This window comes from Streptomyces sp. NPDC002276 (genome assembly GCF_053891435.1).
The window spans coordinates 536189-559626 of record NZ_JBSFCQ010000001.1 but is presented as its reverse complement, the minus strand read 5'-3'; the positions used below and the strand labels follow the sequence as shown (position 1 = coordinate 559626).

The 23438-nt window shown below is 70.8% G+C and carries 21 protein-coding genes; 16 read left to right on the top strand and 5 right to left on the bottom strand.

Features of this window, described 5'->3' with window-relative positions; translation table 11 throughout:
* Positions 1-5 precede the first annotated feature (5 nt).
* The gene (locus tag ACWIHT_RS02650; RefSeq protein WP_456163616.1) at positions 6-2306 is read right to left on the bottom strand and encodes a zinc-dependent metalloprotease; all 2301 of its coding nucleotides are present in this window, start codon (positions 2304-2306) and stop codon (positions 6-8) included.
* A gap of 88 nt (positions 2307-2394) precedes the next feature.
* Here ACWIHT_RS02650 and ACWIHT_RS02645 point away from each other — a divergent pair, with 88 nt between their 5' ends.
* Together ACWIHT_RS02645 and ACWIHT_RS02640 are read left to right on the top strand one after the other, a co-directional pair.
* Positions 2395-3903, top strand: coding sequence for a metallophosphoesterase family protein (locus tag ACWIHT_RS02645; RefSeq protein WP_456163614.1), 1509 nt, complete (start codon positions 2395-2397; stop codon positions 3901-3903).
* Between the two features lie 72 nt (positions 3904-3975).
* Positions 3976-5004, top strand: coding sequence for an LLM class flavin-dependent oxidoreductase (locus ACWIHT_RS02640; protein ID WP_456163612.1), 1029 nt, complete (start codon positions 3976-3978; stop codon positions 5002-5004).
* A gap of 8 nt (positions 5005-5012) precedes the next feature.
* On the opposite strand, the gene ACWIHT_RS02635 is transcribed toward ACWIHT_RS02640, so the two are convergent.
* The gene (locus ACWIHT_RS02635) at positions 5013-5987 is read right to left on the bottom strand and encodes a TauD/TfdA dioxygenase family protein (RefSeq protein ID WP_456163610.1); all 975 of its coding nucleotides are present in this window, start codon (positions 5985-5987) and stop codon (positions 5013-5015) included.
* A 159-nt stretch (positions 5988-6146) separates the two neighbouring features.
* On the opposite strand from ACWIHT_RS02635, the gene ACWIHT_RS02630 reads away from it, so the two are divergent.
* A complete protein-coding gene (locus ACWIHT_RS02630; RefSeq protein ID WP_456163608.1) occupies positions 6147-6977 on the top strand; it encodes an aldo/keto reductase in 831 nt (276 codons plus the stop codon).
* Positions 6978-7075: 98 nt separating this feature from the next.
* Positions 7076-7513: a cupin domain-containing protein gene (locus ACWIHT_RS02625; protein WP_456163606.1), complete on the top strand. Its 438-nt coding sequence runs from the start codon at positions 7076-7078 to the stop codon at positions 7511-7513.
* Between the two features lie 9 nt (positions 7514-7522).
* Here the strand turns inward: ACWIHT_RS02625 and ACWIHT_RS02620 are convergent, their stop codons facing one another.
* The 3 genes from ACWIHT_RS02620 to ACWIHT_RS02610 all read right to left on the bottom strand — a co-directional run bounded on the left by ACWIHT_RS02620 (position 7523) and on the right by ACWIHT_RS02610 (position 10771).
* Positions 7523-9859 carry a SpoIIE family protein phosphatase gene (locus ACWIHT_RS02620; protein WP_456163604.1) on the bottom strand — a complete coding sequence of 779 codons (2337 nt, stop codon included), beginning with the start codon at positions 9857-9859 and terminating at the stop codon, positions 7523-7525.
* A gap of 64 nt (positions 9860-9923) precedes the next feature.
* Complete coding sequence (locus ACWIHT_RS02615; RefSeq protein WP_400965962.1) at positions 9924-10391, bottom strand: peroxiredoxin; 468 nt, start codon at positions 10389-10391, stop codon at positions 9924-9926.
* A 2-nt stretch (positions 10392-10393) separates the two neighbouring features.
* Positions 10394-10771, bottom strand: coding sequence for a DoxX family protein (locus ACWIHT_RS02610; RefSeq protein WP_456163602.1), 378 nt, complete (start codon positions 10769-10771; stop codon positions 10394-10396).
* A 121-nt stretch (positions 10772-10892) separates the two neighbouring features.
* Between ACWIHT_RS02610 and ACWIHT_RS02605 the strand changes: the two genes are divergently transcribed.
* The 12 genes from ACWIHT_RS02605 (at position 10893) to ACWIHT_RS02550 (ending at position 23436) form a co-directional block, all read left to right on the top strand.
* Positions 10893-12059, top strand: a complete 1167-nt coding sequence (locus ACWIHT_RS02605; protein ID WP_456163600.1) for an acyl-CoA dehydrogenase family protein — start codon at positions 10893-10895, stop codon at positions 12057-12059.
* Positions 12060-12827: an SDR family NAD(P)-dependent oxidoreductase gene (locus ACWIHT_RS02600; RefSeq protein WP_456163598.1), complete on the top strand. Its 768-nt coding sequence runs from the start codon at positions 12060-12062 to the stop codon at positions 12825-12827.
* Between the two features lie 44 nt (positions 12828-12871).
* On the top strand, positions 12872-13726 hold the full coding sequence (locus ACWIHT_RS02595) for a FadR/GntR family transcriptional regulator (protein ID WP_456163596.1): 855 nt from the start codon (positions 12872-12874) through the stop codon (positions 13724-13726).
* Between the two features lie 82 nt (positions 13727-13808).
* The gene (locus ACWIHT_RS02590; protein WP_456163594.1) at positions 13809-14609 is read left to right on the top strand and encodes an enoyl-CoA hydratase/isomerase family protein; all 801 of its coding nucleotides are present in this window, start codon (positions 13809-13811) and stop codon (positions 14607-14609) included.
* A gap of 2 nt (positions 14610-14611) precedes the next feature.
* Positions 14612-15583: an acyl-CoA dehydrogenase family protein gene (locus ACWIHT_RS02585; RefSeq protein WP_456163592.1), complete on the top strand. Its 972-nt coding sequence runs from the start codon at positions 14612-14614 to the stop codon at positions 15581-15583.
* Complete coding sequence (locus tag ACWIHT_RS02580) at positions 15580-16719, top strand: acyl-CoA dehydrogenase family protein (protein ID WP_456163590.1); 1140 nt, start codon at positions 15580-15582, stop codon at positions 16717-16719. Before ACWIHT_RS02585 ends, ACWIHT_RS02580 begins: the two co-directional genes overlap by 4 nt.
* Before the next feature lie 15 nt (positions 16720-16734).
* Positions 16735-18318 carry a FadD3 family acyl-CoA ligase gene (locus tag ACWIHT_RS02575; protein WP_456163588.1) on the top strand — a complete coding sequence of 528 codons (1584 nt, stop codon included), beginning with the start codon at positions 16735-16737 and terminating at the stop codon, positions 18316-18318.
* Positions 18319-18335: 17 nt separating this feature from the next.
* Positions 18336-19535 (top strand): CaiB/BaiF CoA transferase family protein, encoded by a 1200-nt coding sequence (locus ACWIHT_RS02570; protein ID WP_456163586.1) that lies wholly within the window; start codon positions 18336-18338, stop codon positions 19533-19535.
* Positions 19532-20353 carry an enoyl-CoA hydratase/isomerase family protein gene (locus tag ACWIHT_RS02565; protein ID WP_456163584.1) on the top strand — a complete coding sequence of 274 codons (822 nt, stop codon included), beginning with the start codon at positions 19532-19534 and terminating at the stop codon, positions 20351-20353. The genes ACWIHT_RS02570 and ACWIHT_RS02565 overlap by 4 nt, the downstream gene beginning before the upstream one ends.
* A complete protein-coding gene (locus ACWIHT_RS02560) occupies positions 20353-21504 on the top strand; it encodes a thiolase family protein (RefSeq protein ID WP_456163582.1) in 1152 nt (383 codons plus the stop codon). Before ACWIHT_RS02565 ends, ACWIHT_RS02560 begins: the two co-directional genes overlap by 1 nt.
* 11 nt (positions 21505-21515) lie before the next feature.
* Positions 21516-22664, top strand: a complete 1149-nt coding sequence (locus tag ACWIHT_RS02555; protein WP_456163580.1) for an acyl-CoA dehydrogenase family protein — start codon at positions 21516-21518, stop codon at positions 22662-22664.
* Between the two features lie 46 nt (positions 22665-22710).
* Positions 22711-23436, top strand: coding sequence for an SDR family NAD(P)-dependent oxidoreductase (locus tag ACWIHT_RS02550; RefSeq protein WP_456164563.1), 726 nt, complete (start codon positions 22711-22713; stop codon positions 23434-23436).
* Positions 23437-23438: the final 2 nt, after the last annotated feature.

The window sequence follows — 23438 nt, the reverse complement described above, 5'->3', positions numbered from 1 at the left end:
CAGAGTCAGTTGGGCGCGCCCGGCGGCACCCGGGGCAGCGGATCGAGCCGCACCGAGCCGGGCTCGGCGAGGAACACGCGCATCAACTCCCCTGCCTCACGGGCCTGTTCGTCACCCTGGCAGCGCAGCTCCGTCGCCAGCCGCCGCACGGCAGCGCGCAACGACATGCGCACCGGAGTGTGCAGCGCGGTGTCGTCGAGCAGGGTCAGCAGCTGGTTCAGGAGGGTCCAGTCCGCCGCGTGCTGCACGGCGGCTCCGCCGGGCAGCTCGCCGGGCACCGGGTCGCCACGGCGCCAGGTCGCGGCGAGGAGCGCGTCGACGACGTCGGCGACTCCGGGTACGGCGGGGTCGGCCGCGTGCTGCCAGGCCACCCGGTTGAGCCGGGCCGGGTCCAGCAACTGCTGGGTCACCAGGGCGGTCGCGGTCCGTACGGCTTCGAAGGGGTCGAAGATCCGTCCGGCGCCCGTGTCGAGGTACTGCTCCGTCCGGCCGTAGCGGATCGCGGGCGGGGTGAGCGCGTCCAACACCGCGTGCGGCAGGGCGAGTTGTTCGGCGCGCAGGAGTTCGGCGAGTCGGGTCAGCGCCGTGTGCTGAGTGGCCGCGTCGACGGCTTCCGCGCCCCGGCCCGCCTCGCCCGCGAGGCCGTACGTGTAGCGCACCCCGCCCACCAGCCGGGCCGCGGCCGCCACCTCGTGCCGGTGCAGGAGGTGCAACAGCGCGGCGCGTTCCTCCAGTTCGCCGGTCTGCCGGGCGGGCGGCAGCACTCCGCGGGAGAATCCGGCCAGGGCGATACGGCGGACCCGCAGCATGGTCTCCAGCGACTGGAGGGCGTCCCCTCCGCCGACCCAGGGCACGGCGTCGGCGTGCGCCGCGTGCGGGCCCTGCGCGTCCTCGTCGGAGACGTAGGTCAGACCGGCCTCGGCGGCTTCGCGGCGCAGTGCCGCGAGGGCGGTGTCCTCGTCACCCTCACCTTCGCCTTCGCCGAACCGTCCGTAGGCGTGCGCGACCAAGTAGTGGTCCCACGGCCCGAGTTCGGTGCCGTACGCGGCGGAGAGGTCGAGTTCGCCGTCCTCGGTGACGCGGATGCGGGCGTGCGGGTAGTCCATGACGGACGGTTCGGGGTGGCCCGTACCGGCGAAGTTGTGCATGAAGCCGAGCGCGTGGCCGATCTCGTGCGCGGCCAGTTGACGCAGTCGGGCGAGCACCAACTCCTCGACGGCGGCGAGCCGTTCGGCCTGGTCCGGGTGGCCGTAGGGGGCGAGGAGGGCCTCGCCGAGCGCGCGGACCTGTTCGACGCGCTGGGAGCCGAGCCGTACCCGGGCGTGCAGGATCTCGCCGGTGCGCGGGTCGGTCAGCCCCTGTCCGAGGGACCAGCCGCGGCCGGCCCGGTGCACCCAGACCACGCCGTTGACGTCGGGGTCGTAGGGGTCGAAGTCGGCGCCGCCGGGCTCGACCCGGTAGGCGTCCGGGAGTCCGATCCGGGCGAAGGCCCGCTGCCACCAGTTGCCGCCCTCGACGACCGCCGAGCGGAAGGGTTCCGGGACGGCCGGGTCGACCTGGAAGACGATCGGGGCGCCGCCGGGTTCCGCGCGGAAACGGGGCTGGAACTTGACCTGGGTGCCCGCCCGGCCGACGAGGCCGTGGTCGGCGTAGCCGACGCCGTAGCCGCCCGAGGCGGGGTGGTAGCGGCGGACGGGCAGCGGGGTCGCGGGCAGCCGCATCAGGATGAGCTGCTGGACGACGGTGATCGCGCGCGGGTCGGCGGCCACGGCCTGGACCGCCCGGCCTCGGCCGGGGCCCCGGAAGGTGAGGAGCGCGGGGAGCCGGACGGCTCGCGGGCCGGTGCGGCTGTCGGCGACGAGCGGGAGGCTCGCGGACTCGTCGATCGCGTGGTCGCCCTGCTCGTGCGCGTGCAGATGCTCGGCGACCCGGTCGTGGTCGGCGACGACCAGGCCGGTCGCGTCGACGACCGCCGCCCCGTTCTCCTCCCGCAGCACGGGCCCGCTCCACACCACGGACAGCGCGAACGACTCGTCCCCGGCCCGTACGGCGGCCTCGTCGCCGGAGGTGAGGAAGTGCTTGTTGCGTACGGCGAACAGGACCCGGTCGCCGATCCGGCGGAACTCCGCGAGCCGCGCCTTGCCCGCCCTGCCCCGGTCCAGCCACAGGTCGCTGGAGCCCAGGCCCTGGGAAAGGGAGACGGTGACAAGGAAGGGTTCGTCGAAGTGGCGGATGCCCAACAGCAGCCGGTCCGACCGGAGTTCGGGGTCGGGGAGCAGATCGATGAAGTCGGCTTCGCCGGACATGCGGGGGCCTTTCGGTCGAGCGTCGTCGAGTTGATGTTGCCAGGCCCCCGCCGCTCGCCCCGCCATGGCTCGTTGTTACGGTTCGCCGGTGTCTGAATCTTCACGCGATACCGCCGAAGGCGCCGGTTGGGGATCCACGGAACGCGGCGCGTACCAGCAACTCATGCCGACCCACGTCCAGAAGGTCTCGTGGCTCGATCCGAAGACCCTGTGGGCCGCCCGCAACGGTGTGCTGGCCTCCTGGTTCGGGGACCCGACCGGCGACACCCGCGGCCGCTGGGTCGCGCAGCGCACGGCCGCCGGCGCCCCCGCCGACAAGGTGATCCGGCGCGACGACACGGACACCTTCTCGTTCATGGTCATCGGTGACACTGGCGAGGGCGACGATCCCCAATACGCCGTCGTACCAGGGTTCCTGAAAGTCAGTCAGGGAACGGACTTCGCGGTCATCGCCAGCGACGTCATCTATCCCGTCGGCACCGCGGACGACTACGGCACGAAGTTCTTCCGCCCGTACCAGGGCTATCCGGCACCCATCTACGCGATACCCGGCAACCACGACTGGTACGAGGGCCTCGGCGGCTTCATGCGCGTCTTCTGCGACGACGCGCCCGCGCTGCCCGCGCCGGAGTCGAAGCCGCGCCCGCTGAGCCGGGCCTGGTGGCGCTCGCTGCTGTGGCACCACCCTCGCCCTGCCGACGGCCAACACCTGGACAAGGAACGGGAGTTGCGTTCCTCCCCGCTCCAACAGGCCGTCCAGCCGGGCCCGTACTGGGCGATCGACGCGGGACCGGTGCGGATCATCGGTATCGACACGGGCCTGTTGGGCACGATCGACGCCGAACAGGGCGCCTGGCTGCGGGAGGTGGCGCAGGGGCCGACGCCGAAGATCCTCGTCACGGGCTCGCCGCTGTACGTGGACGGCAAGTACGACCCCTGTGCCATCGAGGGCGGCGGCACGGTCGACGACATCGTCCGCGATCCGGACCACCACTTCGTGGCGGCGATCGGCGGCGACATCCACAACTACCAGCGCTATCCGGTCCGGTTGGAGGACGGGCGCACGCTTCAGTACGTGGTCTCGGGCGGCGGCGGGGCGTTCATGCACGCGACCCACACCGTCCCGCGCGTCGACATCGCGGGCGTCGCCGAGCGGGACTTCCGCTGCTATCCGCTGCGCGGCGACTCCCTGGCCTTCTACAGCAGGCTGTACGGGCGTCGGCTGCACCTGCGCCGCTTCTTCACGCTCACCGAGGCCGAGGCGTCGGCCGTGATCTGCGAGCGCCTCGGCATCCCGCCGACCCGCACCCCGGGCCCGCCGGTCCGCATCACCCGACGGATCCGGCTGGTCGCGAGTCTGCTGGGCGCGGGCGGCCGTCCCGACCGCACTTCCCGCTTCCGGCTCCCGGTGCGCAAGATCTACACGCAGCTCTTCTCGCCCAGCTCGGTGACGTACAGCCCGCCGTTCTTCAAGTGCTTCCTGCGGCTGGACGTCACCCCGGAGGCGGTCCGGCTGCGCTGCTTCGCGGCCACCGGCAACCGCGTCCAGGAGATCGACCCGCCGGTCGAGGACGAGATCGTCATCCCGCTGCGCTGATCACACGCCCGCAACGTTCACCTGCCACAATCAGGACAGAACAGAACTGACGTACGACCGCCGGAGGAGCCCGTGCCGCCCACCTCACGCCCGCTGCGGAAGCTGGGCTTCCTCACGATCGGCCTGTTCGACGAGGCCGATCCGCGCCGGGGCCACGAGTCGACGCTGGAGATCATCGAACTCGGCGAACGGCTCGGCTTCGACAGCGCCTGGCTGCGCCACCGCCATCTCCAGTACGGCATCTCCTCCCCCGTCGCGATCATGGCGGCGGCCTCGCAGCGCACCAGCCGTATCGAACTCGGCACCGCGGTGACCCCGCTCGGCTGGGAGAACCCGCTGCGGCTGGCGGAGGACCTGGCCACCGTCGACATCCTCTCCGGGGGCCGGATCAACCCGGGCGTCAGCGTCGGCCCGCCGATGCACTACGACCAGGTCAGGGAGGCGCTGTACCCCGACACGGCCGACGCCGAGGACTTCAGCTACGAGCGGGTGCGGCGGTTCGTGGACTTCGTGCGCGGCAAGCCGGCCACCGACTTCAGCGGCGTCGAGGGCTTCGAGGTGTTCTCGGACCGGGTCCAGCCGCACTCCCCCGGTCTGGGCCGTCGCCTCTGGTACGGCGGCGGCAGCGCGAGTTCGGCGAAGTGGGCCGGCGAGCACGGCATGAACTTCCTCACGAGCAGCGTCGTCAAGGCCGAAGGGCCGGACGGGTCAAGGGACTTCGCGGAGATCCAGCTCTCCCACATCCGCACGTTCCGCGCCCACCACCCGGACGGGGAGTCCGCCCGCGTCTCCCAGGGGCTGGTCGTGATCCCCACCGACTCCGCGTCGCCCGAACAGCGCGCCAAATACGAGGAGTTCGCCCGCAAGCGCACTCCCCGTACGACGTCACCGCAGGGCCCGGCCCGGCTGATGTTCGCGCCGGACATCGTCGGCACCTCGGAGGAGATCGCCGAACTCCTGGGCGCGCACGCCGCGTTCAGGGAGATCGACGAGGTGGCGTTCGCGCTGCCGTTCACCTTCGAGCACGAGGACTACGTGCAGATCCTCACGGACATGGCGACGAAGCTGGGTCCGGCGCTCGGCTGGCGGCCCGCCGCCTGACCCCGGTCTCACCACCGGCCGGGCTCGGTGCCGACGATCGGCTCGGACGGCTTGCCGTCGACACCCACCGGTATGTCGCCGGTGAGCATCACCCGGTGCATGGTCCGGGGGAAGCCGAGGTGGGCGTTGTCGCTGGGGGCGAGGTGGATGGTGGCCCGGTTGTCCCAGAAGGCCACGCTGCCCGGCTCCCAGCGGAAGCGGACGGTGTACTCGGGCCGGGTCGCCTGCGCGAGCAGCAGTTCCAGGATCGCGGCGCTCTCCGCGCGGGAGATGTCGGTGATCTGCTCCAGGTAGTAGCCGTTGACGAACAGCACCCGCTCCCCCGTCTCGGGATGTACCCGGACCAGCGGGTGCGCCGAGGCGACCTGGTGGTCCAGGAGATGGCGGACGTACGCGTCGTCGCCGGGCCGCGGCTGGTAGCCGACGCCGAGCCGGTGCTCGGCCCGCAGTCCGTCCACGAACTCCCTTACCGGCTGCGACAGTCCGGCGTAGGCGGCGGCCAGGTTCGACCAGGTGGTGTCGCCGCCGTACGGCGGGACGGTCTCCGCGCGCAGGATCGTCGCGGCCGGCGGGTCGACACGGGCGCCGTGGTCGCAGTGCCAGCCGCGCAGCAGGGTGTGCCGCCGGCGCTCCAGCCACTCCTCGTGCTCCATGCCGAAGCGGCCGCCCAACTCCAGCCGGTCGGCGGTGGTTTCGACCTCGGGGAAGCCGGCCGGTGAGGCGCTGCCGCGACGGCCGAGCACGACCGGCTCTCCGAACCGTCGCGCGAATGCCACATGCCCGGCGTGATCGAGCCGTTGGTCCCGGAAGAACACGACCTTCCAGCGCAGCACCGCCGCCCGGATCGCGGCCACCACGGCGTCGTCGAGTTCACCGGCCAGATCGACACCGGTGATCTCGGCCCCGATGTGCCCGGCGGCCGGCTTCACCTCCATGCCGTCCACCCGCATCGCGTCGTCCGTCGTACCGCTGTCCGTCGTCATGCGCGCTCCGTCGTCGTACCTGCTCGGTCGGTCGTCCGTACCGGGTCGTACCCAGGGCGTACCGGGTTCAAGAAGATCGTGACAGCGATCACCGCACGAGGCGACAGGGGTCCCGGTCGCCCATACTGGCTGTACCGCACAGTCAAGGGAAGGTCGACCGTGATCAGCATCCCGACGCACACGCTCAACGACGGAACGAAGCTCCCCGCCATCGGTCTGGGCACCTGGCCGATGGACGACGCGACGGCCGAGGAGGCCGTCGACGGAGCGTTGCGCATGGGCTATCGCCTGGTGGACACGGCGACGAACTACCGCAACGAGACCGGCGTCGGCCGGGGCATCGCGCGCAGTGGTGTGCCGCGCGAGGAGATCGTCGTGACGACGAAGCTCCCCGGCCGCCACCACGGCTACGACGAGACCCTCGCGTCCTTCGAGGAGTCCCGGGCGCGGCTGGGCGTGGAGTACGTGGACCTGTATCTGATCCACTGGCCGCTGCCCCGCGTCGGCAAGTACGTCGATTCGTGGAAGGCGATGGTCAAGCTCCGTGAGGAGGGTCTCGTCCGGTCGATCGGCGTTTCCAACTTCACGCCCGGTCACATCGAGCGGCTGGAGCAGGAGACCGGTGTGCTGCCCTCCGTGAACCAGATCGAGTTGCACCCGCTGTTCCCGCAGGACGAACTGCGCGCCTTCGGCGCCAAGAAGGGCGTTCTCACCGAGAGTTGGAGTCCCCTCGGGCGCGGTTCCGCGCTGCTCGACGACCCGACCGTCGTGACGGTCGCGGAGGCCTTCGGTGTCACGCCGGGGCAGGTGGTGCTGCGCTGGCACACCCAGCTCGGGGCGGTCCCGATCCCCAAGTCGGCCGACCCGCGACGGCAGCGCGCCAACCTCGACATCTTCGGCTTCGAACTCGGCCCGGCCCAGCTGGCCGCCCTCTCCGACCACACCCCGCAGCGGCTGGGCGGGGACCCGGAAACGCACGAGGAATTCTGAGAATCCGGGGGTGGAAGTCGCGTGTTCCCACCCCCAACTCGCCTTCCCTGCCTCTATGTTCACGGCGGAGGCTCACGATCTCACCGGAAGGCCCTCGTATGCGCAACGCGTTCCGTACCGCCATGACCGGAGCGGTGGCCACCGCCGCCCTGCTGACCGGTGGCACCGTCGCCCAGGCGACCCCCGCCGGGCCCGGTGTCACCGCCAAGCTGATCAGCCAGACCACGATCGGCGACACCGACTACACGGTGCGCGAGATCACCATTCCGCCCGGCCAGGCCACCGGCTGGCACTACCACGACGGCCCCCTGTACGGAATCGTCAAGCAGGGCACGCTCAGCCACTTCGACTCCAGCTGCGCCTCCGACGGCGTCTACCGCAAGGGCAGCACCATCCAGGAGCCGGCCGGGGCGGGCAACGTGCACATCGGCCGCAACCTGGGGAAGACTCCGCTCGTCCTGGACGTGCTGTACGTCCTGCCGCACGGATCGCCGTTCTCGGAGGACGCGCCGAACCCCGGCTGCCCCTTCGAATAGGCCCTCGCGTCAGTCCGGCGGCAGCGGCTGCTCCGCCCAGATCGTCTTGCCGCCGCCGGTCTGCCTGCTCCCCCATCGCTGGGTGAGCTGGGCGACGAGGAGCAGTCCGCGTCCGCCCTCGTCGTAGGCGTGGGCGCGGCGCAGATGCGGTGAGGTCGAACTGCCGTCGGAGACCTCGCAGATGAGGGCGCGGTCGCGGATCAGGCGGAGCTGGATGGGCGGTTGGCCGTAGCGGATGGCGTTGGTGACGAGTTCGCTGACGACGAGTTCGGTGACGAAGGCCTCCTCCGCCAGTCCCCAGGCGGCGAGTTGGTCGGTGGCGGCCTGCCGGGCCCCGGCCACACGCGCGGGGTCCGGTTCAATGTCCCAGGTGGCGACCCGGTCGCCGCCCAGGGCGCGGGTGCGCGCCAGCAACAGGGCCACGTCGTCGCTCGGTTCCTCCGGCATCACGGCCTTCAGCACCGAGTCGCACAGCGCGTCCAGGGAGTCGGCGGACGCGGTGAGCGCGCGGCACAGTTCGGCGGTGGCGTGGTCGACGTCGCGGTCCCGGTCCTCGATCAGACCGTCCGTGTACAGGGCGACGACGGCACCCTCGGGCAGCTCCAACTCGACGGCCTCGAAAGGGAGTCCGCCCACTCCGAGCGGTGGCCCCGCGGTCATGGGCACGAGGCTCGCGGTCCCGTCGGGCAGCACGAGAGCGGGCGGCGGGTGTCCTGCGGCGGCCATGGTGAGGCGGCGCGAGACGGGGTCGTAGACGGCGTAGAGACAGGTCGCGCCGAGTTCCGCGACCTCGTCGCCCGTGTCGTCGGACGCGAGGTGGGTGACCAAGTCGTCCAGGTGGGTGAGGAGTTCGTCGGGCGGCAGGTCCACGTCGGCGAGCGTGCGGACGGCCGTGCAGAGGCGGCCCATGGTCGCCGAGGAGGCGATGCCGTGTCCGACGACGTCGCCGACGACGAGGGCGACCCGGCTGCCGGACAGCGGGATCACGTCGAACCAGTCGCCGCCGATGCCCGCGAGCGAACCGGAGGGCCGGTAGCGGTGCGCCACCTCGACCGCGGCCTGTCCGGGCAGGCCTCTGGGCAGCAGGGTGTGCTGCAACGCCAGCGCGGTGCTGCGTTCGCGGGCGAAGCGGCGGGCGTTGTCGATGCAGACGGCGGCCCTGCTGGCCAACTCCTCGGCGAGTACGGCGTCGTCCTCCGCGTAGTCGTCCGGGTGCGCCATACGGACGCCCACCGCGACGCCGAGGGTGGTGCCGCGCGCCCGCAACGGCACCGCGATCATCGAGTGGACGCCCTCGCGGTACGAAGCCGCGGCGGGGCTGCGCGCGTTGCGCTCCGCCACCCAGCGGACGAAGTCGGGTTCGCCCGCCTGGCTGAGGACGGCCCGGCCCGACCTCAGCGCACGCGCGGGCGGCGAGTACGGCGGGTAGACGTCCGCCTCGGAGAGGTGCAGCGCCGCCTCGGGCGTGCCTTCGGTGGCGGAGCCGTGGGCGACCCGGCGCAGGACGATCTGGCCGTCGAGGTCCGTCTGCGGTTCGTCCGCGCCGAGCACCCACTCAAGGAGGTCCACGCTGGCGAAGTCCGCGTGACGCGGCACCAGGAGTTCCACCAGTTCCTCGGCGGTGCGCACCACGTCGAGGGTGGTGCCGATGCAGGTCGCCGCCTCGTTCAGGAGGGCCAGCCGCTGTCGGGCGAGGTACTGCTCGGTGCTGTCGAACGCCGCGAGGGCGACCGCCGTCAGCTCACCCGAGGGATCTCTGAGCGGCCACATCTCGATGCTCCAGGCGTGCTCCCGGTTCAGGGCGGGGGCGCCCGCCCAGCTGTCGTAGCGGACCGGTCTGCCCGTGTCGACGACCTGGCGCAGGTTGTGGAGGAAGCCCCGGCTGTGTTCGGCGTCCTCGACGCTCTCCGGGAAGAACCGGCCGATCAGGACGTCCTCAGGGACTCCCATCACGCGGCAGGCGACGTCGTTGACGCGGAGATAGCGCTGCCCGGTGTCGAAGACGGACAGTGACATCGACGCCTGCTCGAAGGCCTGCTCGGCGAGGGTGGGGCCGGGTGCGGGGGTTTCGGCGGTGACGACGTATCCGTCCGGGGCGCCGTCCGCGCCGAGCACCGCGCAGGCCCGCACGGTGAGCGGGAGCGGGGAGCCGTCCCGGTGTCGTAGGACCACCGGGCCGGCCAGTGCGGCCACGGACGTGGCGGCGGGGGGTTCGGCGAGGAGTGCCGCCACCGACCGGCCCACGGCCTCCTCGGCCGGGTATCCCGTCAGTGTCCGGGCACCCTCGCTCCACCCCGTCACGATGCCCCGGGCATCGATGACCGCCGCGGCGGAGGCCTGCTCCATATCGTCCAGGATGGTCCCTGTAACGCATCGCATCAACCGCGCTACGGCATTTGCTGCGCCTGTGTCACTTCCGGTGGGCGCGCAGTGCGGCGAGGGCGCGGTCGGCGTGGGTGTTCATACGGAGTTCGCTGGAGACGACCTCCAGGATCGTGCGGTCCTCGCCGATCACGAAGGTGGCCCGCTTGGTGGGCGCGAGCGAGAACCCGCGCTTCACGCCGAACCGCTCCCGGATCGTCCCGTCGACGTCCGAGAGGAGGGGCATGCCGAGGGTGTTCTTCCCGGCGAACTCCTTCTGCTTGTCGACCGTGTCGCCGCTGATGCCGACGGGCCGGGCGCCGACGGCCGCGAACTCGGCCGCCAGATCACGGAAGTGGCAGGCCTCCGCGGTGCAGCCGGCGGACAGGGCGGCCGGGTAGAAGAAGAGCACCACGGGCCCCTCGGCGAGCAGTTCCGTGAGGCTGCGTTCCGCGCCGGTCTCGTCCGGCAGCGTGAAGTCCTCGACCTTGTCGCCGACGTTCAGGCGATCGCTCATGATCATCCCTCCCCATTGTTTCTGGCGACACTACGGGCCCACAGCACAAGGGGTATCTGTAGGGGCAGTCGTCCGAGGGCCGCCGCCTTCTGCGGGGCCGGGCGGTCCCGCCAGTCGATCGCCATCTGCACATTGGCGGGGAACACGCCCACGAAGAACGCCGCCGCGGCCAGTGCGGCCGTGCGCCGGGTGCGCGGCGCGGCGATCCCGGCGGCCAGCGCCAGTTCGACGGCACCACTCGCGTAGGTCCAGGTCCGGGGCGATCCCGGCAGGGCGCGCGGGATCGTCGCGTCGAACTGTTTCGGCGCGGCGAAGTGGGCGACCCCCGCGGTCGCGAGCAGTCCGGCGAGCAGCAGCGACGAGCGTTCGGACCGTGGCACGGTTCCTCCTCTGATGGCCTGCCGCGCGATATTACTCGACGGTAGGACCTTATCGGTCCCCTACTACTTCGGTCTGACCTTTGATATGTTTCGCAGCCGGAACCGGAGAAGGGTCCCGTGCATGGACTTCGAACTGACCGAGGACCAGGAAACGATCCGCAAGTCCGTCGCCGGACTGCTGCGCGACTTCGACGACCAGTACTGGATGGAGAAGGACCAGGCGCACGAGTTCCCGACGGAGTTCTACGAGACCGTCGCGGGCGGCGGCTGGCTCGGGATCACCATCCCGGAGGAGTACGGCGGCCACGGCCTCGGCATCACCGAGGCGAGCCTGCTCCTCGAAGAGGTGGCGCGGGCGGGCGGCGGCATGAACGCGGCCAGCGCCATCCATCTGTCCATCTTCGGCATGCATCCGGTGGTGGTGCACGGCTCCGAAGAACTGAAGCGCCGGACACTGCCCCGCATCGCGAGCGGCGATCTGCACGTCTGTTTCGGCGTCACCGAACCGGGCGCGGGACTCGACACCGCGAGCATCACGACGTACGCGCGACGGAACGGCGACCACTACGTGGTGAACGGCCGCAAGGTGTGGATCTCCAAGGCGATGGAATCGGAGAAGATCCTTCTCCTGACCCGCACCAGCAGGGCCGACGAGGTCGCCAAGAAGACCGACGGGATGACCCTGTTCCTGACGGACATCGACCGCGACCGGATCGACATCCGCCCCATCCCGAAGATGGGCCGCAACGCGGTCACCTCGAACGAACTCTTCATCGACGACCTGCGCATCCCCGTCGAGGACCGCGTCGGTGAGGAGGGCCAGGGCTTCCGCTACCTCCTCGACGGCCTCAACCCGGAGCGCATGCTGATCGCGGCCGAGGCCCTGGGCATCGGCCGGGCCTCACTCGACAAGGCGGTGCGGTACGCCAAGGAGCGGGTCGTCTTCGGCCGCCCGATCGGCATGAACCAGGGCATCCAGTTCCCCCTCGCCGACTCCCTGGCCCGCCTCGACGCGGCCGAACTCGTGCTGCGCAAGGCGACCTGGCTGTACGACAACGGGAGGCCCTGCGGGCGTGAGGCGAACACCGCCAAGTACCTGTGCGCGGACGCCGGGTTCACGGCCGCCGACCGGGCCCTACAGACCCACGGGGGCATGGGCTACTCCGAGGAGTACGGCGTGTCCCGCTTCTTCCGCGAGGCCCGCCTCATGCGGATCGCGCCGATCAGTCAGGAAATGATCCTGAACTACCTGGGATCGCACACGCTGGGACTCCCGAGGAGCTACTGAATGACCGACAGCACAGGGCTGTTCGACCTCACGGGCCGGTCGGCGCTGGTCACCGGCGCCGGGGGCGGCATCGGTTCCGCGGTCGCCGAGGCGCTGGCGCGCGCGGGTGCCGCGGTGCTGGTGACCGATGTCGACGAGGCGGCCGCGGCGGCCGTCGCCGGGAAGATCAACGCGGCGGGTCTCACGGCGGACAGCGCCGCCCTCGACGTACGGGACCGGGCCGCAGCCGACACGGCCGTGGCACGCGCGGCGGCGCTCGCCGACGGAAAGCTGCACATTCTCGTGAACAACGCCGGGGTCATCGCCCCTGCCATGTTCGACAAGCTGGAGGAGGCGGCGTTCCGGCGCGTCCTCGACATCCATGTGATGGGGACCTTCCACTGCGCGCAGGCGGCTCTGCCGTTCCTGCCCGACGACGGGAAGGGGCGGATCATCAACGTCACCTCGTCGGCGGGCCTGGTCGGCACGCTGGGACAGGTCAACTACTCGGCGGCGAAGGCCGGAATCATCGGGCTGACGAAGTCCCTGGCCCGTGAACTGGCGCGCCGACGCGTGCTGGTGAACGCGCTGGCCCCGCTGGCGGCCACACCCATGACGGAGACCATCCGCACCAACGAGAAGTTCGCGGCCCAGATGCTCGCCCGCATTCCGCTGGGCAGATGGGCGGAGCCGGCGGAGATCGCGGGCAGCTTCGTGTTCCTCGCCTCGGACGCGGCCTCCTTCATCACCGGTCAGGTGCTGCCGGTGGACGGGGGCACGGTGATGTGAGGGTCGGTCCCGTGATGTGACAGGGGGCGCGCGTGCTGTGTTGAATGGTTCAGCCAAAGAGGCCGAAGAGCGCGGCCTGCGACGAGAGGCCCGAACCTGTGCAGAGCGCCGAGCACCCTTCCCGCACCGCCCGGGGGCGCGCCGCGGCCGGTGAGCCCCGGCCGCGCTTCGACACGCTCACCGTTCCCAAGGCCTCGGACGTGCTGGCGGCGGAGGTGCGCGAGCGGATCCTCTCCGGGGAGTTCACGGAGGGCATGGCGCTGCCGCCGGAACGGCAACTGGTCGAGCAGACAGGACTGAGCCGGGCCACGGTGCGCGAGGCGCTGCGCGTCCTGGAGGTCGAACGGCTCCTGGAGATCAGGCCGGGGCGCGGGGGCGGCGCCTTCGTGCACCGGCCGGGGCGTGAGTCGCTCGCGAACACCGTGCGGTTGGTGATCCGGGGGCAGCGAATCCGCCTGGAGGACCTGCACGAGACCCGGGAGGCGATCGAGCCCGCGTGCGCGGCGCTGGCGGCCCGGCGCCGGACGGACGCCGACCTCGCCGAGCTGGACGACGCGCACGCGGAGCTGGTCGCGGCGGGGGACGACATCCAGCGGTTCCTGCGCGCGAACATCCACTGGCACAACGCCGTGGCGAGGGCAGGTGAGAACGAGCTTCTCATCGGGTTCATGAGCGCTCTCTCGCAGTCGATCCACGCGGCCACCGACATCGAGCAGTTCATGGACGCGGACATCCGCAAGCTCACCGCCCGCGCGCACGCCCGGATCACCGAGGCGATCCGGGACCGCGACAGCGAGGCGGCGATGCGCCGCATGACCCGCCATGTGTGCGGCTTCGCCCGGGCAGCCGCCGAGGTGGACCGCCGGGACGGCGTGGAGCTGACCGATCCCGAGAACTGACCCCGCCAGAGATGAGAATGTGATTCTCTTCTTCGTGCAACACCATTGACAGTTTCGGTCTGACCTTTAATACCATCGCGGTATGAGCAAGGTGAGTTCCGTGCTGACCGTGGCCGCCGACGGAGACGTCCGCATCGTCACCCTGAACCGCCCCGACCGGCTGAACGGCGTGTCCGAGGAGCTGCACCGACGCCTGTCGGAGGTGTGGCGCGAACTCGCGGACGACACCAAGGCCCGGGCCGTCGTCCTCACGGGCGCGGGACGGGCGTTCAGCGCCGGCGGCGACTTCGACCATCTCCTACGGCACCACACCGACCCGGAGTTGCGGGAGCGGTCCATCCGGATCGACCGCACCATCCAGACCGAGATGATCCGCTTCCCGCTGCCGGTGATCGCCGCCGTCAACGGCCCCGCGGTGGGCCTGGGTTGCAGCCTCGCCCTGGCCTGCGATCTCGTACTGATCGCGGAGGACGCCTACTTCGCGGACCCGCATGTGTCGGTCGGCCTGGTGGCGGGCGACGGCGGAGTCACCCTGTGGCCGCTGCTCACCAGCCTGCTGCGGGTGAAGGAGTACCTCTTCACGGGTGACCGCATCCCGGCGGCCAAGGCGGTCGAGTTCGGCCTCGCCAACCGCACGGTCCCGCCCGACGACCTCATGAGCGAGGCGCTCGCCCTGGCCCACCGGCTCGCGGCCCAGCCCGCAGAAGCCCTCCGCGCCACGAAGCTGGCCCTGGCCGCCGTCGTCGAACAGGTCTCGCGCGGCGGCATGGAGGCGGCCCTGATGGCCGAGCGGGCCACGATGACCAACCCCGACCACATCCGCATCATCACCGACCTCGCGGCCCGCGCCGAGCGGCGCGCGAACCCCCCTGAGGAGCGCTGAGCGTGGAGCGCGAGGAGTTCGTCCTCGTCCGCGACATGGTGCGCTCACTCGCGCCCCGGTACGGAGTGACCTCGGCGGACGAGCTGAAGCCCGCGACCCGCTCAGCGGCCCAACAGGCCCTGGACGACATGGGTTTGCGAGATCTACGACGCGCCTCTCCCCCGGCGGCGACCGCCCAGGAGTGCGCACTGCTCGCGGAGGAACACGGCCGCCACCCGCTCACCACGTCCCTGCTCGGTACGGTCCTGCTCGCTCCGGAGCTGCTCCGACTGCTCGGCGACGACGCATCGCGGGGAACGCCCACCGTCGCACTCACCCGCGAACTACGCTTCCCCGGAGCGGAGTCGGCGGATCTCGTCGCATGGGACAGCGAGGGAGCCGACAGCGCGCTCTGCGTCACCACCGACGGGACGGTCACCCGGGTCGAGTTGGGGCCGTCGGCACCGAGTACCGACCTCGTGCGCTCGGTGCGTGCGGTGCCGTCCGATGCTCCGGTGGAGGTCATCGGGCGTCTCACGACAGCGAACCAACTCCGTTGGCAGGCCTACGCGCTCGTCATCGTGACCGCCGAACTCGTGGGCGCGGCGGGCTCGTTGGTGGAACAGGCGGTCCAATACGCCCGCGTCCGCCGCCAGTACGGTCACGCGATCGGCTCCTTCCAGGCCGTACAGCATCTCCTCGCCGACGCGACGGTCCTGGTGGAGGCTGGCACCAGCGTCACGCGCTACGCGGCCTGGTGTCTCGACAACGAACCGCCGGAGCGGGCCCTGACGGCTGCGCGCGTCGCCAAGGCGGAGGTCAACTCCTCGGCGCTGGAGGCGGTGTACGCCGGGATGCAGGTCTTCGGCGGTATCGCCCAGACCTGGGAGCACATCGCGCACCTGTATCTGCGCAAGGTGCGGCTGGGCGCGACGCTGCTCGCCACGACGGACGATCTGCTCCCCGCGCTGGCCGCACCGGAGGTGCCACGATGACCGACACCCCGCTGGACTTCGGCGACCCGGCCGACCTGGACCGGCTGCGCCACGAGTTCCGTGCCTGGCTGGCCCAACACCCGCTCCCCGAACGGGAGCCGGGCGAACCGGTACCGGTCTTCCTCCGTCGCTGGCACCGCCTGCTGCACTCGGGCGGCTGGGTCGGCCTCGACGTCCCCGAGCGTTACGGCGGCCGGGGCCTGACCGCGCTGCACCAGGTCGCGATCAGCGACGAACTCGGCGCCTGCCGGGCTCCGGGCGTCCCCCGGATCGGCTATCTCGCCCACGCGCTCCTGGAGTTCGGCTCGGAGGAACAGCGACTGCGGTTCCTGCCAAGGATGTTGGCCGGTGACGAGGTGTGGTGCCAGGGCTTCAGCGAGCCGGGAGCCGGCTCCGACCTGGCGGGCATGAGCACCTTCGCCGAACGGCACGACGGCCACTACACCGTGCACGGGCAGAAGCTCTGGACCAGCTACGCCCAGTACTCCGGTCTGTGCCTGCTGCTGGCCCGCACCGACCGCTCGGCACCGGCCCACAAGTCGATCTCGGCGTTCGTCCTGCCCCTGGACCGCCCCGGTGTGACGGTACGGCCGTTGCGCGCGGCCAACGGCGACGACGAGTTCTGCGAGCTGTTCCTGGACGACGTCCGCGTCGAGGAGTCCGAGCGCGTCGGCGCCGAGGGCGTCGGCTGGGCGCTGGCGATGACGACCGTGTCGTACGAGCGCAACGCTCTCGACACCGGGCACATCTCGAAGTACGGGCTGCTCGTCGAGCGGCTGCGGCGCCATGCCTCCGAACACGAAGGCACGCTGCCCGACGGGCTGCTGTCGCGGATCGGCCGGTGTGTCGTCGACTACGAGGTGCTGGTGGCGCACGCCCGCCGCCGTACCGCCGAGCGGCTGGCCGGGCAGGTCGCCGGCCCGGAGTCCTCCGTGGACAAGCTGCTGATGACGAGGACCGAACAGCGGCTCTACGACACGGCACTTGAGGTGTTCCCGGCCGAACTGGCCGGTGAGGGCGGTGAGTTGTTCGGCGACTACCTCTACTCCCGTGCGGCCTCCGTCTACGGCGGCACCTCCCAGATCCAGCGGAACATCATCGCCAAGCGGATCCTGCATCTCCCCTCGAACGGCTAGCCCTGGAGCCAACTGATGCGCTACGACGACGAATTCCTGAGCATCCCCCACGTCATCAGGCTGGCCGCCGAACGTTTCGGAGACGCCACGGCACTCATCGACGGCGACCGCCGCTGGACGTTCCGGGAGCTGAAGGACCAGATGGTCGACGCGGTCCGCGCCACCATCGCGCTGGGCATCAAGCCCGGGGACCGGGTCGGGCTGTGCGCCCCCAACTCGGCGGAGTGGATCTTCGCCGCGCTGGGCATCCACGGCGCCGGGGGCGTACTCGTACCGCTCAACACACGGTTCAAGGCGCGGGAGATCTCGTACATCCTGCGGAAGTCGGAGGCGGCTGCCGTGTTCGCCTCGCCCTTCCTGGGCAACGACTACATCGGCGAGCTGCGGAAGGCCGATCCGGAACTGTCGGCCCTGCACAAGACGGTGTCGGTTCTCGGTCCGCTGGGGGCGGCCGAGCTGGCGTGGAAGGACTTTCTCGGTGCGGGCGAGGGCGTTTCGGCCTCCTCCGTCCATGAGTCGATCGACCGGTTGACGCCGGACGACGTGTCCGACGTGATGTTCACGTCCGGCACGACGGGCCACCCCAAGGGCGTGATGCTCACGCACGGCCAGTCCCTGCGCGCGTACGGGTGGATGGCCGAGGAGTACACGTTCCGGGAGTCCGACACCTTCCTGGTGATCCCGCCGTTCTTCCACTGCTTCGGCTACAAGGCGGGGTGGCTGGCCTCCCTGATGCACGGGGTGACCGTCATTCCCATGGCCGTCTTCGACGCCGGGCGGGCACTGGACCTCATCGCCCGGGAGCGGGTGAGCATCCTCCTCGGCCCGCCGACGATCTTCCACGACCTGGTCAACCACCCGGCCCGTGGCACCCACGACCTGACCTCGCTGCGAGTCTCCATGACGGGCGGTACGACGATCCCGGAATCGCTGATCCGCGCCATGAAGACGGAGTTGTCGTTCGACATCGTGATGAGTGCCTACGGCCTCACCGAGTCCACCGCGCTGGTGACGACGACCCGGGTCGGGGACTCGGAGGAGACCGTCGCTCGCACCACGGGGAGCGCCATTCCGGGTGTCCAGGTCCGGATCGTCGCCGGCGACGGGCTCGACGTCCCGATCGGGCTCGACGGCGAGATCCTCGTGCGCGGCTTCAACGTCACCCGCGGCTACTGGGACGACCCCGGCGCCACCGCTTCGACGATCGACGCCGAGGGCTGGCTGCACACCGGGGACATCGGCCGGCTGGACGACGACGGCAACCTCGCCATCGTCGACCGTAAGAAGGAGCTGTACATCGTGGGCGGCTTCAACGCCTATCCGGCGGAGATAGAGAAGCTGCTTCTCGGCTGCGAGGGCGTCCAGCAGGTCGCCGTGATCGGCGTTCCCGACGAGCGCCTCGGCGAGGTCGGCTGCGCCTTCGTGGTCGCGGACCCGGAGCACCCGACGACCGAGCCCGAGGTCATCGCGTGGGCCCGCGAGAACATGGCGAACTTCAAGGTCCCCCGGCATGTGCGCTTCGTCGACCAACTCCCGCGCAACGCAAGCCAGAAGGTATTGAAGGACGAACTCCGTGCCAGTTTCACGGCCGTGGGCTGAGAGATGTGGGCTGAGAGATGACGACAACGACCGGGCCGCTGGCCGGAATCACCGTGGTCGCGTTGGAGCAGGCGATCTCCGCTCCCATGTGCACCCGCACGCTCGGCGACTTCGGCGCCCGCGTGATCAAGGTGGAGAACCCGCAGGGCGGGGACTTCGCCCGCCACTACGACGACGTCGTCAAGGGGCTCGGGGCGCACTTCGTGTGGGTCAACCGGGGCAAGGAGTCGGTGGCCCTGGACCTCAAATCACCCGGCGGCATGGGCGTGTTGCACCGCTTGCTGGAGCGCGCCGACGTCCTCGTCTCCAACCTCACACCCGGCACCACGGCCAAACTGGGCATCTCCCCGGGCGACTTGACGACTCGTCACCCCGAACTGATCGCCGTCGAGATCGACGGCTACGGCCCCGGGGGCCCCCTCTCCCACAAGCGGGCCTACGACCTGCTCGTGCAGGCCGAGTCGGGCGCCTGCTCGGTGACCGGGTATCCGGGAGCACCGGCCAAACCCGGCCCGCCGATGGCCGACGTGTCCAGCGGCCTGTACGCGGCGCTGTCGGTCGTCGCGTTGCTCTGCGGCAGGGAGCGCGGGGTGGGGCCCGCGGCCTCGTCCGTCGCGGTGAGCCTGTTCGACACGATGACGGAGCTGATGGGCTATCCGCTCACCTACACCCAGCACTCCGGGGTCGAGCAGCAGCCGCTCGGTCTGAGTTCGCCCGCCGTGGCACCGTACGGCGCCCATCGCACCGCCGACGGTCACACCGTGATCCTCGGGACGACGAACGACCGCGAATGGCAGCGCCTGGCAAGGGAGTTGCTCGACCGTCCCGACCTCGCGGACGACCCCCGCTTCCGGAGCAACGCGGGACGGGTGGAACACCGCGCCCTGCTGGAGCCGGAGATCAGCGCCTGGTGCGCACGGCACGACCTCGCCCACGTACAGGATCGCGCGGACGCGGCCGGCATCGGCAACTCCCGCTACAACACGACCAGTGACGTCATCGCCCACCCGCATCTCCAGGCGCGCAACCGGTGGCGGGAGATCGACACACCGTCCGGTCCGGTACCGGCGCTGCTGCCGCCCCCGGTCATCGCCGGGTACGACCCGCCGATGGGCGCGATTCCCGCGCTCGGCCAGCACACCGACGCCGTACTCGCCGAACTCGGCCTCACCGGCGAGGAGATCGCCGTTCTCCGCACGCAGGGAGCAGTGCGATGAACGGGCCGCCGGTGCTTCTGACGAGCGACGCCGACGGTGTGCGGACACTGACCCTGAACCGGCCGGAGCGCAAGAACGCCATCGACGCCGACCTGTGGGACGCCCTGCGAACGGCGCTCACCGCCGCGGGCAGCGACCGTGCGGTACGTGCCCTCGTCCTCACCGGTGCGGGCGGTGCGTTCTGCTCCGGGGCCGACATCCGCAAGGGTGTCAGCGACGAGCACCCCCTGTACCGGATGCGGACGCTGACCGAAGTCACGCTGCTGCTGCACGAGTTGCCGATCCCCACGATCGCCAAGGTGCGGGGCGTGGCGGTCGGCGCGGGCTGGAATCTCGCCCTGGGCTGCGACTTCGTCGTGGCCACTCCGGAGAGCACGTTCTCGCAGATCTTCGCGCGCCGCGCCCTGTCCCTGGACTGCGGCGGCTCCTGGCTGCTGCCGAAGCTCGTGGGTTTGCAGCAGGCGAAACGGCTCGTGCTGCTGGCCGAGACGATCGCCGCCGAGGAGGCCCACGCGCTGAACCTGGTGACCTGGGTCATGGACGCCGACAAGATCGACGCTTTCGTGGACGACCTGGCCGCCCGGCTGGTCGCCGGGGCCCCGGTGGCTCTCGCGCAGAACAAGGCGCTCCTCAACGAGAACGCCGATCGCACGCTGCGCGAGGCCCTTGCCGCTGAAGCGCGGGCGCAGGCCATGAACTTCGCCACGACGGACGTCCCGGAGGCGTATGCCGCCTTCGTGGAGAAGCGCCCGCCTCGCTACACGGGGCGCTGGGCAGTGCCGGGAACAGCCGCGCCCAGAGCGACAAAGGAGACGTGATGCGTGAGGCAGTGGTGGTGGAGGCGGTCCGCACCGCCGTCGGCAAACGGAACGGCGGTCTCGCCGGAGTGCACGCGGCCGACCTCTCCGCCGTCGTCCTCCGGGCCCTCGTCGACCGTACGGGCCTGGATCCCGAGGTCGTGGACGACGTGGTGTGGGGTTGTGTGGGCCAGCTCGGCGACCAGTCGAGCAACATCGGCCGCTACGCGGTACTGGCCGCGGGCTGGCCCGACACCATCCCCGGGACCACGGTGAACCGGGCCTGCGGGTCGAGCCAGCAGGCCCTGGACTTCGCCGCCCAGACGGTCATGTCCGGGCAGCAGGACGTCGTGGTGGCGGGCGGCGTCGAGGTGATGAGCCGGGTGCCGCTCGGCGCCTCGCGGGCCGGCGGGATGCCGTACGGTCCCCAAGTCCTCGCCCGTTACGAGGACTTCTCCTTCAACCAGGGCGTCTCGGCCGAGCTGATCGCGCGGAAGTGGGGACTGGGCCGGGGTGTCCTCGACGAGTTCGCCGCGCTGTCGCACGAGCGGGCGGCGGCCGCGCAGGACGGTGGGGCGTTCGACGCGCAGATCGTGCCGGTGGCCGTCAGCACGGACACGGGCGCGGTGACCATGGACGAAGGCATACGGCGAGGGACCAGCGGCGCCACTCTCGCGAAGCTGAAACCGTCCTTCCAGGAGGACGGGGTGATCCACGCGGGCAACTCCTCGCAGATCTCCGACGGTGCGGCGGCCCTGCTGGTGACCACCCCGGAGAAGGCCCGTGAGCTGGGGCTGACGCCGATCGCGCGCTACCGGGCGGGCGTGGTCACCGGTTCCGATCCGGTCCTGATGCTGACCGGCCCGATCCCCGCGACCGAGAAGGTGCTGCGCAAGGCCGGAGTGGCACTCTCCGAAGTGGGCGTCTTCGAGGTCAACGAGGCCTTCGCGCCCATCCCGCTCGCCTGGCTGGCCGAGACCGGCGCGGACCCGGCCCTCCTCAACCCGCTCGGGGGCGCCATCGCGCTCGGGCATCCGCTCGGCGCGTCGGGTGCCGTCCTGATGACGCGCATGCTCCACCACATGCGGGACCACGGGATCCGCTACGGCCTACAGACCATGTGCGAGGGCGGCGGCACCGCCAACGCCACCGTCGTCGAACTCGCTTCCTGACAGGGGATGTTGTGCGCCGAGACGTCTTCACCGACGACCACGAGGCATTCCGTCGACTCGCGCGGGACTTCATCGCCAAGGAGGTCGTCCCGCACTACACCGAGTGGGAGGAGGCCGGCCGGCTCCCCCGCACGCTCTTCGAACAGCTGGGCTCTCTGGGCCTGTTGGGCACGGCCGTCCCCGAGGAGTACGGCGGAGCGGGCCTCGACGACTACCGCTACAACGTCGTCCTCCAGGAGGAATCGGCCCGCGCCCTGGTGACATTGGGGACGGTCCGCACCCAACTCGACGTCGTCCTCCCGTACTTCCTCACCTACGCCGACCGCGAGCAGCGCGCACGCTGGTTCCCCGGCCTGGCCTCCGGGAAGCTGCTGACGGCGATCGCGATGACCGAGCCGGGCACGGGCTCCGATCTCGCCGGGATCCGGACGACCGCCGTGCGCGACGGGGACTCGTACGTCCTCAACGGCGCGAAGACCTTCATCACCGGTGGACTCCTCGCCGATCTGGTGATCGTCGTGGCCCGCACGGCGACCGACCCGGACAACCGCCGCGCCGGGCTCACCCTGCTGGTCGTCGAGGACGGCATGCCCGGTTTCACCCGGGGCCGGGTGCTGCACAAGCTGGGCATCAAGGTGCAGGACACGGTGGAGTTGGCCTTCGACGACGTGCGGGTCCCGGTCGCCAACCGGCTCGGCGAGGAGGGTGCCGCGTTCGGCTATCTCGGCCACAACCTCCCGCAGGAGCGGATGACGGTCGCGGTCGGTTCGGTCGCGCAGGCACGGGCGGCTCTGGACACGACGATCGCCTACGTCAAGGAGCGCAAGGCGTTCGGGAAACCGGTCGCCTCCTTCCAGAACACCAAGTTCGAACTCGCCGCCGTGGCAGCCGAGATCGAGGCCGCGCAGGCCATGCTGGACCGGGCGGTACTCGAACTCGTCGCCGGTGAACTGAGTGGACCCGACGCCGCCAAGGTCAAACTCTTCTGCACCGAGATGCAGGCCCGCGCGGTCGACCGCTGTCTGCAACTGTTCGGCGGCTACGGCTACATGCTGGAATACCCCATCGCCCGGCTCTACGCGGACGCGCGCATCACCCGCATCTACGCCGGAACCAGCGAGGTCATGAAGGTCATCATCGCCAAGTCTCTCGGATTGTGAGGCGGTTACGGTGCCGGACTTCTCCAGCAGACCAGGTGTCGCGTTCGTGGCGGGCGGCTCGGGCGGTATCGGGGCGGCGATCGTACGGCTCCTCGCCGAGCGGGGCAGCGACATCGTCCTCACCTACCGGGCCAACCAGGAGGCGGCGGACGCCGTCGCCGCCGAGGTGCGGAAGCTGGGCCGTCAAGTGCGGGCGATACGGCTGGACTTGACCGACGAGTCCGCGACTGCCGAGGCCGTGGCGGAGGCGACCGACGGCATCCACACGCTCGTGTACGCGGCGGGACCGCACGTGCCGATGAGGCACCTGAGCAGGGTGACACCGGGCGAGTACCGCGCCCAACTCGAAGGCGACGCCGTGGCGTTCTTCAACCTCGTCCATCCCGCGCTGCCGTTGCTGCGCGAGAGCCGGGGCAACATCGTCGCCGTGACGACCGTGGCCACCCGCCGCTTCCCGGTACGGGACGGACTGTCGTCGGGCGCGAAGGGCGCGGTCGAGGCGGTGGCCCGGGCGCTGGCCGCCGAGGAGGGCCGTTACGGCGTCCGCGTGAACTGCGTGGCGCCCGGCATGCTCAACGACGGTATCGCCGGCCGTCTGATCAGCTCCGGCGAACTCGACGAGGACGCCCTTGCGGTCACCCGGCGGAACATCCCGATGCGCCGTTTCGGCGACGCCACCGACATCGCGGAGGCGGTCGCGTTCCTCGCCTCGGACCGGGCCGGGTTCATCACCGGGCAGGCGTTGGGAGTTGACGGCGGCTACAGCGTTTAGAG